The 13,041-nt window shown below is 64.7% G+C and carries 12 protein-coding genes, 1 pseudogene and 1 riboswitch; of the genes and pseudogenes, 9 read left to right on the forward strand and 4 right to left on the reverse strand.

The window, feature by feature from the left end:
- The 3 genes from VK519_RS08660 to VK519_RS08670 all read right to left on the reverse strand — a co-directional run.
- Nucleotides 1-579 (reverse strand): AcvB/VirJ family lysyl-phosphatidylglycerol hydrolase (locus VK519_RS08660; protein ID WP_324349057.1); only part of this gene is annotated, 579 nt, incomplete at its 3' end.
- Nucleotides 576-3,224, reverse strand: coding sequence for a bifunctional lysylphosphatidylglycerol flippase/synthetase MprF (gene mprF / locus VK519_RS08665; protein ID WP_324349059.1), 2,649 nt, complete (start codon nt 3,222-3,224; stop codon nt 576-578). The genes VK519_RS08660 and mprF, both read right to left, overlap by 4 nt.
- Nucleotides 3,225-3,246: 22 nt before the next feature.
- Nucleotides 3,247-3,816 (reverse strand): TetR/AcrR family transcriptional regulator, encoded by a 570-nt coding sequence (locus VK519_RS08670; protein WP_324349061.1) that lies wholly within the window; start codon nt 3,814-3,816, stop codon nt 3,247-3,249.
- A 132-nt stretch (nt 3,817-3,948) separates the two neighbouring features.
- On the opposite strand from VK519_RS08670, the gene VK519_RS08675 reads away from it, so the two are divergent.
- The 6 genes from VK519_RS08675 to VK519_RS08700 all read left to right on the forward strand — a co-directional run bounded on the left by VK519_RS08675 (nt 3,949) and on the right by VK519_RS08700 (nt 10,219).
- Nucleotides 3,949-4,656, forward strand: a complete 708-nt coding sequence (locus VK519_RS08675) for an SDR family oxidoreductase (RefSeq protein WP_324349063.1) — start codon at nt 3,949-3,951, stop codon at nt 4,654-4,656.
- A gap of 95 nt (nt 4,657-4,751) precedes the next feature.
- Nucleotides 4,752-5,630 (forward strand): alpha/beta hydrolase, encoded by an 879-nt coding sequence (locus tag VK519_RS08680; protein ID WP_324349064.1) that lies wholly within the window; start codon nt 4,752-4,754, stop codon nt 5,628-5,630.
- A 27-nt stretch (nt 5,631-5,657) separates the two neighbouring features.
- Nucleotides 5,658-5,868, forward strand: a riboswitch (cobalamin riboswitch).
- 156 nt (nt 5,869-6,024) lie between these two features.
- Entirely contained in the window at nt 6,025-8,550 is a 2,526-nt protein-coding gene (locus VK519_RS08685; protein ID WP_324349065.1) for a ribonucleoside-diphosphate reductase subunit alpha, read from the forward strand.
- Between the two features lie 2 nt (nt 8,551-8,552).
- Nucleotides 8,553-8,780, forward strand: coding sequence for a hypothetical protein (locus tag VK519_RS08690; protein WP_324349066.1), 228 nt, complete (start codon nt 8,553-8,555; stop codon nt 8,778-8,780).
- Between the two features lie 11 nt (nt 8,781-8,791).
- On the forward strand, nt 8,792-9,820 hold the full coding sequence (locus tag VK519_RS08695; protein WP_324349067.1) for a ribonucleotide-diphosphate reductase subunit beta: 1,029 nt from the start codon (nt 8,792-8,794) through the stop codon (nt 9,818-9,820).
- Between the two features lie 15 nt (nt 9,821-9,835).
- Nucleotides 9,836-10,219: an acyl-CoA thioesterase gene (locus VK519_RS08700; RefSeq protein ID WP_324349069.1), complete on the forward strand. Its 384-nt coding sequence runs from the start codon at nt 9,836-9,838 to the stop codon at nt 10,217-10,219.
- Nucleotides 10,220-10,246: 27 nt separating this feature from the next.
- Here the strand turns inward: VK519_RS08700 and VK519_RS08705 are convergent, their stop codons facing one another.
- Complete coding sequence (locus tag VK519_RS08705) at nt 10,247-10,774, reverse strand: DUF2058 domain-containing protein (RefSeq protein WP_324349075.1); 528 nt, start codon at nt 10,772-10,774, stop codon at nt 10,247-10,249.
- A 119-nt stretch (nt 10,775-10,893) separates the two neighbouring features.
- On the opposite strand from VK519_RS08705, the gene VK519_RS08710 reads away from it, so the two are divergent.
- The 3 genes and pseudogenes from VK519_RS08710 to VK519_RS08720 form a co-directional block, all read left to right on the forward strand.
- Entirely contained in the window at nt 10,894-11,886 is a 993-nt protein-coding gene (locus VK519_RS08710) for an aldo/keto reductase (protein WP_324349071.1), read from the forward strand.
- 43 nt (nt 11,887-11,929) lie between these two features.
- Nucleotides 11,930-12,748, forward strand: coding sequence for an NADPH-dependent 7-cyano-7-deazaguanine reductase QueF (gene queF, locus VK519_RS08715; RefSeq protein ID WP_324349073.1), 819 nt, complete (start codon nt 11,930-11,932; stop codon nt 12,746-12,748).
- A gap of 104 nt (nt 12,749-12,852) precedes the next feature.
- Nucleotides 12,853-13,041 (forward strand): annotated as a pseudogene (locus VK519_RS08720) (hypothetical protein); the annotation flags it as partial.

The following is a 13,041-nucleotide window of genomic DNA, read 5'->3' on the forward strand; positions in this document are numbered from 1 at the left end:
GGCCGGGGTGTGCGGGATCGGGTTCAGCCATTGGGTAACGATGCGCGCCTTGGTGGTGAACCAGTTGGCGACCATGTAGCCCTCCATCTCGATCTCCCAGTTCACGTCGCGGCTTCCCGATAGCAGGACAACCTGCGACACGGTGGCCCGCGTTTCCGGCGATGTCTGTTCCAGGATGGACGGCGCCACGTCCGCGCCGAAGGAAAACCCCATCAGCAGCACGCGCTTCTTGTGCCAGCGCGCCAGGTACTGCTGCACCGCGGCATCGAGCTCCAGCCCTGCCACCTCCACCGGCTTGTTGCGCCAGAAATACTTGAAGGAATTAATGCCAAGCACCGGCACGCCGCGATCGACCATCGCCTGGCCAAGGCCCTTGTCCAGATCCGACCAGCCGCCATCGCCGCTGTAGAACACCACCATCACGTCGGCGAGTTCCGGCGGCGGCGTGACGCCACGTGCCCCGTCCAGCACCACCGCCGCCTCGTCGAGTGATACGTGCTTCCACGGTTGCCACCACAGGACACCAGCGAAAACGATGAGCCCGACAACGCCCAGGCTCCAACGGGCACTTCGCCTCATCGACGCACCACGCCGGTCAGGCCGCCGGAAATCAGGCTCGCCACATTGGTCAGCGCCACCGGCAGGCCGATGCCGCCGGATACCGCCAGGTACCGCGGTTCCCACTCGGGTCCGAATTTATCCTTGTACTGGTGCAGGCCGCGGAAGTTGTAGAAACGCTCGCCGCGGCCGAACACCATGGCGCCGAAGCGGTTCCACAACGGCGCCATGCGCCGGTTGCGCAGGCCCGACAGCGGTGCCATGCCGAGGTTGAACCAGCGATAGCCCTCGCCACGCGCCCACATCATGAGTTCGATGAAGAGGTAATCCATGATCCCGGCCGGTCCATCGGGAAGATGGCGCATGAGGTCCACCGACGCCTCTTCCTTGCTGTCGGTCAAGAGCAGGTTGGCGAAGGCAACGGGGTTGCCATCGAGCCAGGCCACGGCCATCGGCGTGCGGACGAGATAGCTCTCGTCGAAGCCCCCGAGGGAGAACCCCTTTTCGCGTACGTGTTTGTCGTGCAACCAGGCATCGGACACGGGTTTCAGCCGCGGCAGCAGGGGAGCCACATCTTCCGGCGGCACGATCTGCAGTGTCAGGCCATCGCGGTGCAACTTGTTGACGATGTTACGCAGGCTCTTGCGGGATTTTCCATCGAGGTTGAAGTCGGCGAGTTTTACCCGCGCCTCTTCACCTATCTTCATCAGGTGCATGCCCATGTCCAGGTACAGGTCCAGGTCGTCCGGCCGCACCTGGTAGAACAACGGCCAGCCACCGGCCTGTTCGCACAACTCGCGGAAGCTCCAGACGATCTCGCGGCGCGCCGCCTCGTCGGTGCCCACCGGATCGCCCATGGCTACCCAGCTGCGGCCTTCGATGTCGTACATCACGAACGCCTTGTCGCCCGGTGCGAACAGCAATGTCTTGTCGCCCATCAGGGCCAGGTGGGCCTGGGATGAATTGAACGACTTCACCAGCGGCAGGGCGCGCTGGATGTCGGCGTCGCTGGGTGGCAGCGGCCGCGTGCGCATCGGGCGGATCAGTTTTGCCAGGGCGAACAGCAGGCCGGCCGCCGCCGCGCCTACCAGGGCACGCAGCGCGCGCGGCGCGTTGCCGTGGCGGAAGGAGAATTCCCACCACAGGCTGCTGTTGTATTCCACGTGCTTGAGGCTGAATACCACCAGCCACGTGGTGCAGCCCAGCACGCCGATGATGGCGAGGATCCAGCCTACCGAGAACGTACTGGTGAAGAGCGACGCACGGCGGTAGAAATGCCGGTGCGCCGGCGCCAGGGCCAGGGCCAGCAGGCTCAGCAGTGCCGCTTCGGCGTACGCCACGCCCTTGAGCACCGAGAGCACCGCGCCGATCACCAGCAGCACCAGGGTGAGCACGTAGGCGGCGTCCAGGCGCCGCTGCAGGCCGCGGGCCAGGATCAGCAACATCATGCCGATCACGCTGGAGAGGAAATGCGAGGCCTCCAGGACCGGCAACGGCAATACGCCGCGCAGCATGTCCATGCGGCCGGGCGAGGCGGAGGTGACGCCTGAGAACAGCAGCACGGCGCCAGACACCAGCGTGAGGCCGGCGAAGAACGGCGGCAACAGGCCCGCGAACCACGGCGGCACCATGCTTTTCTTGGTCAGCGTCCGCGCCTCGCGCAGCAGCACCATCAAGGTGGCGGCGCATAACGGCAGCAGGTAATAGACCACGCGGAAGGCGGCCAGCGCGCCCAGGATCGGCGCCTCCAGGCCTTCGTTGCCGGCGGCGCCGAAGCCCGCCAGCATCACCGCCTCGAACACGCCCAGGCCACCGGGCACATGGCTGATCAGGCCGGCCATCTGCGCCAGCACGAACACCGCCAGGAAATGCCCGAAGCCGGAATTCGCGTCATCGGGCATCAGCACGTACAGCACGCTTGCCGCCAGCCACCAGTCCACCGCGCCGATGGCCACCTGGCGGAATGCCGGGCCGGGCCTGGGCAGTACCGCGTGCCAGCGCCAGAGCTTGATCGGGCGCCGGATGATCCGGCTGCCGAAGACCCACGTCAGCGGCACCAGCGTCAGCACGATCGCCACCGGGATGCGCAAGCCGGCGAAGGGTAGTTCCTCGGGCAACGGCACCAGCAGCAGGGTCACGCCGGTAAGCGCGCACAGGCCCAGCCAGAAGGCACCGGTGCAATACAGCACCACGCGGGCGATCTGCGTATTGGTGAGGCCCGCCTGGATGTAGTACCGGTAGCGGATGGAACCGGAGATAAGCAGCGACATGCCCAGCACGTTGCTGAAGGCATAACTGATGAACGAGATCAGCGACACTTCGCGCCGGGGCAAGGCGACGTCCACCGACTTAAGGCCATACCAGTCGTAGAGCGTCATCACCATGTAGCCTGCCGCGGTGAGGGCCATGGCGACCACGATCTGCCAGCCCTGCAGGTCATGTACGTAATGCGAGACTTCGCTATAGCTGACTTCGCTGGCCAGGCTATGCAAAGCCCACAGTGCCAGGCACAACAACACCGCCGACAACAGCGGCCCCGCCAGACGGCGCATCACCGCCATGAAATGACTAGAACGCACCACCAATGCGTCCTGCCCGACCTGCTCCACCACCTGGCAATTGCTCCCTAACCCTTCGTACACCCGATAGGGTGCCACAGGCGCCATGCCAATAGCGTCACGATGTGGATCAGGACGGGGTCTGCAGCATGGCCAATACCGCCTTCCTGCCCGCGACGAGGATGTCGTCGGACAGCGCCGGATCGTTCACGGCCCGGGCCAGTGTCATGCTGCCCACCATGGAGCTGAAGACCGCCATCGCGGTGGCCTTTTTCTGCCGGGCGGACATCGCAGCGGGCAGGCCGCCCCGGATGGCGGCCAGGATCTTCTCCAGCTCGTCGGTGAAGCCCTCTCGCACCTCGTCCGAGGCGCGCGCAATTTCCTGCGACAGGGTGACCGCCGGACAGCCTCTGCCCGGGTGGTCCCGGTGGGCGGTGGAAAGGTAGCGCTCGACCAGGGCCACCACCGAGCCATCTTTCTCGAAGCGGGCCTTGGTGGCGTCAAGGGCGTTGGTCATGGCCTCGCGGGCCAGGGCGTCCTTGGATTCGAAATGGTTGTAGAAGCCGCCCTGGGTAAGGCCGATGCCGCCCATCAGGTTGGCCACGCCCACGGCGTCGATGCCCTCTTCGCGGAAGCGGCGTGCGGCTTCCACCAGGATCTTCTCCCGGGTGGCTTCCTTATGTCCGTTCTCGTATCGCATGGCGGGCGGCCTGTGGGATGACACCTGACATATGATGGCATGCCGCGGGTGAAACAATAGCTGCGATGGGGCTTGAAGAACCGGCACGGCGCCCTATTAAATGATGGTCATCATTCAAATGAAGGAACCACCATGCAAATCAAAGGCAAGAACGTCCTGGTCACCGGCGCCAATCGCGGCCTCGGCCGCACATTCGCCCAGACCCTGCTGAAGCTGGGCGCCGCCAAGGTCTACGCGGGCGCGCGCGACCCCTCCACGGTGGATCTGCCCGGTGCCATCCCGGTACGGCTGGACGTCACCGACCCCGCCACCATCGCCGAGGCCGCCCGTGCCCACCCGGACGTGGACATCGTGATCAACAATGCCGGCATCTCCGAGCCGAAAGTGAGCCTGCTCGACGACGGCGCCCGGCCGGCGCTGGATGTCCAGCTGGCCACCAACCTGTTCGGCGTGCTGTCGGTGAGCCAGGCCTTCGCGCCGTCGCTGCGCAAGCGCCACGGCGCGGTCGTCAATGTGCTCTCGGCGCTAAGCTGGATTTCGCTGCCGACCTCGCTGGTTTATTCCATCACCAAGGCCGCGGCCTGGGCACTGACCAACGGCCTGCGCACCGAATTGCACGCTGACGGCGTGCAGGTGCTGGGCGTGCACGTGGGCTACATCGATACCGACATGGTGAAGAACGTCACCGCGCCGAAGACATCTCCGCAGGTGGTGGTCGATGCCGTGCTCAAGGCACTGGAAGCCGGTGAGGAAGAAGTGCTGGTCGACGACACCGCCCGCCAGGTAAAGGCAGGTTTCAATGCGCCGCGCCCGGCGTACCTGGGTGAAAAACTTAGCTGACATTGCATGGCCCACGCGCGACCGGGCATGCTCGGCGGATGAAGCCGATCGCGCGTGATGTCCCTCCCTGGTGCTGCCGTGCAAGCGGTATTTTCTTGCGTCTTGCAATATTTCTGGTGCTGCTGGCCTGCCTCGGCGGGTGCCGGGCGACGCTTTTCGCCGGGCTCAACACCACCGACCACCGTCATGGCATCGAATCCACCCACGGGATCACCTTCGATCCGTCCACGGGACTGAAGCTGGACGTCTATCGTCCCGCCGCCGCCGTCGACGCACCGGTGGTGGTGTTCTTCCATGGCGGAAGCTGGACCGGTGGCAAACGGCAGTGGTATCGCTTCGTCGGCACGGCGCTGGCCTCGCGCGGCATCGTCACGGTGATTGCCGACTACCGGAAATATCCCCAGGTGAGGATGGACGGCTTCATGGCGGACGCTGCACGTGCCGTGGCATGGGCGCATGCCCATGCCGGGGAATTCGGCGGCAGTGCCTCGCGCCTGTTCATCATGGGCCACTCCTCCGGCGGACATATCGCCGGGTTGCTTGCCACCGATGGCCTCTGGTTGCAGGCGCAGGGCATGACCACGCGGGAACTGGCCGGCTTCATCGGCCTGGCCGGCGTTTACGACTTCGTCCCCATCGCGCCCAACGAGAAAGACATGCTGGGCATGTTCGGCCATGCGCCATCTGAACAGCACCGCGGCCAGCCGATCGATTTCGTCGACGGCGACGAGCCGCCGATGCTGCTCCTGCATGGCCTGGCCGACAAGGAAGTGGAGGTGCACAACTCCACCTCGCTTGCCGACGCCATGAAGGCTCATGCAGAGCCCGTGACCTTGAAGCTGTACCCCGGGATGGGACACTCGGGCCTCTTGTTTGCCCTGGCGACCCCCTTGCAGGGGAAGAAGCCGGTGCTCGACGATGTGGTTTCCTTTATCCGTCAGACACCTCCGGCCGGTGGCGCGCCAACACCATAACTTGTGTTGACCCCGCGGGCGGCGGCCTATATCTTGTGTTCCGTTGGTGCCCTGTCCGGCTTTTTCGGCCACGGCTTAAAAGGGAATCCGGTGTAAATCCGGGACTGCCCCGCAGCGGTAAGTGGAAACGAACCCGTCACAAGCACTGGTCCGCGATCGGATCGGGAAGCGACGGCTAGGAAAACCCCTCCGGGGGCCTGCCACGAGTCCGAAGACCTGCCAGCAACCAGCGCCAGAGCGGCGATGGTTCGTGGTGACGGCTTCCGCGGGGAAGCACGTTGCGAGGCGGGCACCGTTGCCTTGGCCCTTGCGCGTCCCCTCCGTGTGTTGCCGCCGCCATTTGCGGTCCCTGCGCGCGGGAGCAGGCAATCGAACGTCTTGCCAGGGCCTTGCCATGCAGCCACTTGATCTTTCCACGCGCGAAAGCGCGGCCGACCCCGTCGTCGCCGCCAACGCCACTTCCGCTACCGCTACCGATCGCGCGCCGGCCGCGCCCTACCGAAGCCCGGCACCGTCCGGGGCCACACCGCCCGATTTCAGCCTGACGCCACCCCACAGCCCCGGCCAGATGCGCGTGACCAAGCGCAACGGCGGCACCGAAAGCGTGGACGTGAACAAGATCGTACGCGCGGTCACCCGCAGTGCCGAGGGCCTGTTCGGTGTCGACCCGATGCGCGTGGCGCTGAAGACCATCGGCGGCCTGTATGACGGCGCCACCACCCAGGAGCTCGACCAGCTTTCCATCCGTACGTCCGCCGCGCTCACCGCCGAAGAACCCGAATACGGCCAGCTCGCCGCGCGCCTGCTGTCGGCCTTTATCGACAAGGAAGTGTCGGGCCAGGAAATCCAGAGCTTTTCACAGTCGATCGCGCACGGCACGGAACTGGGCGTATTGAACGACCGGCTGCGCAGCTTCGTGGCCACCAATGCACGAAAGCTCAACGATGCCATCGATGCCTCGGCGTCCCGCCGTTTTGAGTACTTCGGCCTGCGCACGGTGTACGACCGGTACCTGCTGCGCCATCCGCAGAAGCGCCTGGTGATCGAAACCCCGCAGTATTTCTTCATGCGCATCGCCTGTTCGCTGGGCGGCAACGACATCGCCGAGACGCTGGAGCTTTACCGCATGCTTTCGGCGCTGGAATACCTGGCAAGTTCGCCCACATTGTTCAACGCCGGCACCTCGCACGAGCAGCTTTCCTCGTGTTTCCTGCTCGATTCGCCGCAGGATGCGCTCGAATCGATCTACCAGAAGTACGGCGACGTGGCCCAGCTGTCGAAGTTCGCCGGCGGAATCGGCCTGTCCTATTCGCGCATCCGTTCGCGCGGCTCGCTGATCCGCGGTACCAATGGCCATTCCAACGGGCTCGTACCCTGGCTGAAGACGCTCGATGCCTCGGTGGCGGCGGTCAACCAAGGCGGCAAGCGCAAGGGCGCGGCCTGCGTCTACCTTGAGCCCTGGCATGCGGACATCGAGGAATTCCTGGAGCTGCGCGAGAACACCGGCGACGACGCACGGCGCACGCACAACTTGAACCTCGCCAACTGGGTGCCCGACCTCTTCATGCACCGCGTGGAAGCCGATGCCGACTGGTCCCTCTTCGATCCGAAGGTCGTGCCGCATTTCGTCGACACCTGGGGCCCTGCATTCGACGAGGCCTATGCCCGGGCTGAAAGCGAAGGCCTGGCGGTGAAGAAGGTGAAGGCGCGCGAGCTCTACGCCCGCATGTTGCGTTCGCTGGCGCAGACCGGCAACGGCTGGATGACTTTCAAGGACCGTTCCAACGCCACCAGCAACCAGACGGCCGATCCGAAAAATGTGATCCACCTTTCCAACCTGTGCACGGAAATCCTGGAAGTGACCTCCCAGGACGAAACCGCCGTATGCAACCTGGGCTCGATCAACCTGTCCCGCCATGTGGTGGACGGCGCCTTCGACTACGGCAAGCTCGCATCCACCGTGCGTACCGCCGTACGCCAGCTCGACCGCGTGATCGACCTCAACTTCTACCCGATCGCCACGGCGAAAACCGCCAATATGAAGTGGCGCCCGGTGGGCCTGGGCGTGATGGGCCTGCAGGACGTGTTCTTCAAGCTGCGCCTGCCGTTCGATTCGGAAGAGGCGAAGAAGCTCTCCACCCGCATTGCCGAGGAGATCTACTTCCATGCCCTGGTGACCTCCAACGAACTGGCCGAGCAGCACGGCGCCCATCCGGGCTTCGCCGAGTCGCGCGCGGCCAACGGCGACCTGCAGTTCGACTACTGGCCTCAGGCCACGCCTTCGGACGTCGACGGCCGCTGGACGCAATTGCGCCAGGCCATCAAGGCGCACGGCCTGCGCAATTCGCTGCTGATCGCCATCGCCCCCACGGCCACCATCGCTTCCATCGCCGGCTGCTACGAGTGCATCGAGCCGCAGGTATCGAACCTCTTCAAGCGCGAGACGCTCTCGGGCGACTTCCTGGTGGTGAACCGCTACCTGTGCGAGGAATTGAAAACGCTGGGCCTATGGACGGCCGATATCCGCGATGCGATCAAGCTGGCCGAGGGTTCGGTGCAGGATATCGCTGCCATTCCCGCGGAGCTTCGCGCGGTATACCGCACCACCTGGGAATTACCGCAGAAGGCGTTGATCGACCTTGCCGCCGCGCGTGGCGCCTATATCGACCAGAGCCAGTCGCTGAACCTGTTTATGGAGAACCCGAACATCGGCCAGTTATCGTCGATGTACATGTACGCGTGGAAATCGGGGATCAAGACCACCTACTACCTGCGTTCGCGACCGGCGACGAGGATCGCCAAGACCACGGTTACCGCTACGCGCGCCGCCGCGCCAGTCGCGGCGCCGTCCCAGGACGAAGCCACCGCGGCGGTGTTCTGCTCGCTGGAGAACCCCGAGTACTGCGAGTCCTGCCAATAGCCGTGGAGCGCTACCGCAACCTCGATGGCAACTCAGGCGTCGCCGCCTTCACGGTCGGCGACGGTTTCATCGATGTTCGTTTCTTCGAGGGCGGCACCTACCGCTACGACGGCACAACGCCAGGCGCCGATGACGTCGCCGCCATGCAAGGCCTCGCCCGCGCCGGACGCGGCCTTGCCACGTACATCAACCAGCACGTGCGCGACCGTTACGCCGCGCGCCTCGACTGACCAGGAAAAGAATGTCCAGCCAACCCGTATCCCGCGACTCCCGACTGCTCGACCCTGGCTTCGAGCTCACGCTTCGCCCGATGAAGTACCCGCAGTTCTATGAGATGTACCGCGCGGCCATCCGCAACACCTGGACGGTGGAGGAAGTGGACTTTTCGCTCGACACCACCGACCTCAACAAGAAGATGTCCGATGCCGACCGGCACCTGATCCACCGCCTGGTGGCGTTCTTCGCCACCGGCGATACCATCGTGTCGAACAACCTGGTGCTGAACCTTTACCAGCACGTGAACTCGCCCGAGGCGCGGATGTTCCTTTCGCGCCAGCTATATGAAGAAGCGCTGCACGTGCAGTTCTACCTGACGCTGCTCGATACCTACATCCCCGACCAGAACGAGCGCACCAGGGCATTTTCCGCCATCGAGACCATCCCCTCGATCCGGCACAAGGCCGAATTCTGTTTCAAGTGGATCGACTCCATCCAGGACGTGCACCGCCTGGAAACGCGCGAGCACCGCAGGCAGTTCCTGCTGAACCTGATCTGCTTCGCCGCCTGCATCGAGGGATTGTTCTTCTTCGCCGCTTTCGCCTACGTCTACTACCTGCGTTCGCGCGGCCTGCTGCATGGCCTGGCCTCGGGCACCAACTGGGTGTTCCGCGACGAGTCCGGCCACATGGCCTTCGCCTTCGAAGTGGTGCGCCAGGTGCGCGAGGAAGAACCCGATCTGTTCGACGACGAGATGCGCCTGCAGGTGGAAGCCATGCTGGAAGATGCCATCTCCTGCGAGACGCAATTCGCCCAGGACGTGCTCTCCGGTGGCGTGGCGGGACTTTCTGTGGCAGACATGCGCCAGTACCTGGAATACTGCGCCGACCAGCGCCTGGTGCAGCTGGACATGCCGAAGAAATATGGCTCGCGCAACCCATTCGACTTCATGGACCTGCAGGACGTACAGGAGCTCACCAACTTCTTCGAGCGCCGCGTGTCGTCGTACCAGGTGGGCGTGCAAGGTGAGGTAACCTTCGACGCGTCGTTCTAGATCGAAGGCCGGGCCATGACCAACCCCACCGAAGCCCGCCTCCTGGAGATCGTTTTCCCGGACCACACCAACCACCTGGGCACGCTGTTCGGTGGCCAGGCCTTGGCCTGGATGGACAAGGCGGCCTTCCTGGCCGCGTCGCGGTACTCCCGGCAGATCGTGGTCACCGCACGTTCCGAGCAGGTGGATTTCCACGTACCGGTGCGCAAGGGCCAGATGGTGGAGCTGATCGCCACCGTGGTCTCGGTGGGCCGCACCTCGATGAAGATCGACGTGGCCATGTATGCCGAAGACCTGCTCAGCGGTGCCCGCGAACTGTGCACGCGCGGCACCTTCACCATGATCGCCCTCGACGCCAACCACACGCCGACGCCCGTGCAGCCACTGCCCACGGCCTAGTGGCCCTCGCCGCTGCCGGAATTGGACCTACCAGATCAGGTCGTCGGGTACCTTGAACTGGCTGTAAAACTCGTCTTCCGCGCCGTCAGCCGTACCGGCCTGCGCATGGTCGACAACGATCAGCGACGCGTCGCGTTCACGGATTTTTTCCCCGGCACTGCGAGGCACGACTTCGTAGCCGTCGCCATGACGCACCACCACCAGCACGCCGGCGGCAAGCTGCGCGCGCATGGGTTCGTCAACCAGGAAACTTGCGATGGCGCTGCCGTCACTGAAGCGATAGCTGATCTCGCCCTTTCGCGGCAGCCGGTGTTCGGTGACGATCTGCTTCACCTGGGCCTGGCGTTCGGCCGCGTGCTGCTTCTCGTTCCGCTCCGCGGCGATGGCGCGGTCACGTTCGGCCTTCTCGCGCTTGGCGTCCGTGGCCTGCGTGGCTACAGGCAACGGCGCGGCCTTGCCGTGCCGTTGCTTGTTCTGCTCGCGGACGACTTCGGCCACCTTGGCCTTCTTTACCAGGCCGGCCTTGAGCAGTTGTTCCTGCAATGGATTGCGCATGATCTTGCCGAAAGTCGGTGGATATGGCCCGATATTGTAGCGCCGCTGCAACTCGATGCGATTTGTATACATGACAGGTAATACCATGGGGATCCCCTCCCCCTGCATTGGAGCATTCGATGCTTACCCGCACGCTCGGCCGCAACGGCCCTTCCATTTCCGCGATCGGCCTCGGCTGCATGGGCATGAGCGAGTTCTACGGCGGCCGGGACGACGAGGAGTCCATTGCCACTATCCACCGTGCGCTGGAACTGGGCATCAACTTCCTCGATACCTCCGATGCCTACGGCCCGCACACCAACGAAGTACTGGTGGGCAAGACCATCGCCGGCAAGCGCGACAAAGTATTCCTGGCCACCAAGTTCGGCATCGTGCGCGACCTGGCCAATCCCCAGGCACGGGGCGTGAACGGCCGTCCGGAATATGTGCGCAAGTCCTGCGACGACAGTCTCAAACGGCTGGGCGTGGACTACATCGACCTCTACTACCAGCACCGGGTAGACCGCGACACGCCGATCGAGGAAACCGTCGGCGCGATGGCGGACCTGGTCAAGGCCGGCAAAGTGCGCCACCTTGGCCTTTCCGAGGCGTCGGCCGCCACCATCGAGCGAGCGCACAAGGTGCACCCCATCGCTGCGCTGCAAGCGGAATATTCCCTATGGACGCGAGACCCGGAAACCACCGGCACGCTCGATGCCTGCCGCAAGCTCGGCATCGCCCTGGTGGCCTATAGCCCGCTGGGACGCGGCTTCCTTACCGGAGCGATCAAGAGCCCCGACGATTTCGATGCCGACGACTACCGCCGCAACAACCCGCGTTTCCAGGGCGAGAATTTCACCCGCAACCTGAAGCTGGTGGAACAGGTGCGCAAGCTCGCCAGCGACAAGGGCTGCACGCCTTCGCAACTGGCGCTGGCCTGGGTACTGGCGCAGGGCGACGACATCCTGCCGATCCCGGGTACCAAGCGGCGCAAATACCTCGAAGAGAATGCCCACGCCATCGAAGTGAAGCTGGAGAAGTCCGAGCTTGAAGAGCTGGACAAGGCATTCCCGGCCGATGCCGCCGCGGGTGATCGCTATGCCGAGGCCATGATGAAGGCGATCAACGTCTAAAGGCGGCGCTACAATGGCCGTTTTCCCACCCGGGAGACGCGCCATGGGTTCCGTCAAAGCCTCGCCGCTGGGCCAGCACACCGTTTACGCCGACCGCTACGATGCCAGCCTGCTATTTCCCATTCCGCGTGCCGACAAGCGCGCGGAACTGGGTTTGGCCGGCGAGCTGCCGTTCTGCGGCGTGGACGTATGGAACGCCTATGAACTGTCGTGGCTCGAACCCAACGGCAAACCGCGCGTGGCCGTGGCCGAATTCCGCGTGCCGGCGGCCTCGCCAAACATCATCGAATCAAAATCGTTCAAGCTGTACCTCAACGGCTTCGCCGCTGAGCGCATCGAGGAAACCGCGCTGGCCGAAACGCTGCAACGCGACCTGTCGGCGGCTGCCGGTGCAGGGGTAAGCGTGGTCCTGCTCTCGCCCGGCGCGCTGGATGGATCGAAACTTGCCGAGCCACCGGGCGAGTTGATCGATGGGCTGGACGTGGCCATCGACCACTACGGGCCGCCGAAGGCCGGGTTCCTCGCCACCGGCGAGGGCAGCGTCGAAGAATCGCTGGTGTCCCATCTGCTGAAGTCCAACTGTCCGGTCACCGGCCAGCCCGACTGGGGCAGCGTGCAGGTGGATTACGCCGGCGCGCCGATCGATCGCGAGGGACTGCTCCGGTACATCGTGTCGTTCCGCAACCACAATGAATTCCATGAGCAGTGCGTGGAGCGGATCTGGATGGACATCGCACGGGCATGCCGGCCCACGCGGCTTTCCGTCTACGGCCGCTATACCCGCCGGGGCGGCCTGGACATCAATCCCTTCCGCAGCAGTGAGCCGGCGAGCCCTGCCAACCCCCGGGGCGCCCGCCAGTAGGATTCACACCTTCATCATGGCTTCAGGGCGCTTGCCTTTACCTGTAGGGCATGTAGTCTGCCGCCCTGCGCCTTAAACCCACTCGAATGCACGGAACACCACTCATGACGCTTTCTGCCCGCACCTTCGTTTTCCCCGCCGCCACGTTGGCCGCCCTCCTTGCCCTGAGCGCGTGCGGCAAGCATGACGAGGGCCAGCAGACCGCCCCGGCCGGCGCCAGCACGGCACCGGCGACTCCGGCTCCGGCGGCCACCGCTCCGGCCCCGGCCGCCAGCGCACCCGCCGCCGCCAGC

This window comes from Pinirhizobacter sp. (genome assembly GCF_035317885.1).
GTDB lineage: Bacteria > Pseudomonadota > Gammaproteobacteria > Xanthomonadales > Rhodanobacteraceae > Pinirhizobacter.

What these genes read in the sequence shown, in the direction of transcription:
- mprF (WP_324349059.1), bottom strand. Translation starts at nt 3,224, where the DNA reads ATGGCGCCTGTGGCACCCTATCGGGTGTACGAAGGGTTAGGGAGCAAT.
- VK519_RS08670 (WP_324349061.1), bottom strand. Translation starts at nt 3,816, where the DNA reads ATGCGATACGAGAACGGACATAAGGAAGCCACCCGGGAGAAGATCCTG.
- VK519_RS08675 (WP_324349063.1), top strand. Translation starts at nt 3,949, where the DNA reads ATGCAAATCAAAGGCAAGAACGTCCTGGTCACCGGCGCCAATCGCGGC.
- VK519_RS08685 (WP_324349065.1), top strand. Translation starts at nt 6,025, where the DNA reads ATGCAGCCACTTGATCTTTCCACGCGCGAAAGCGCGGCCGACCCCGTC.
- VK519_RS08695 (WP_324349067.1), top strand. Translation starts at nt 8,792, where the DNA reads ATGTCCAGCCAACCCGTATCCCGCGACTCCCGACTGCTCGACCCTGGC.
- VK519_RS08700 (WP_324349069.1), top strand. Translation starts at nt 9,836, where the DNA reads ATGACCAACCCCACCGAAGCCCGCCTCCTGGAGATCGTTTTCCCGGAC.
- VK519_RS08705 (WP_324349075.1), bottom strand. Translation starts at nt 10,774, where the DNA reads ATGCGCAATCCATTGCAGGAACAACTGCTCAAGGCCGGCCTGGTAAAG.
- VK519_RS08710 (WP_324349071.1), top strand. Translation starts at nt 10,894, where the DNA reads ATGCTTACCCGCACGCTCGGCCGCAACGGCCCTTCCATTTCCGCGATC.
- queF (WP_324349073.1), top strand. Translation starts at nt 11,930, where the DNA reads ATGGGTTCCGTCAAAGCCTCGCCGCTGGGCCAGCACACCGTTTACGCC.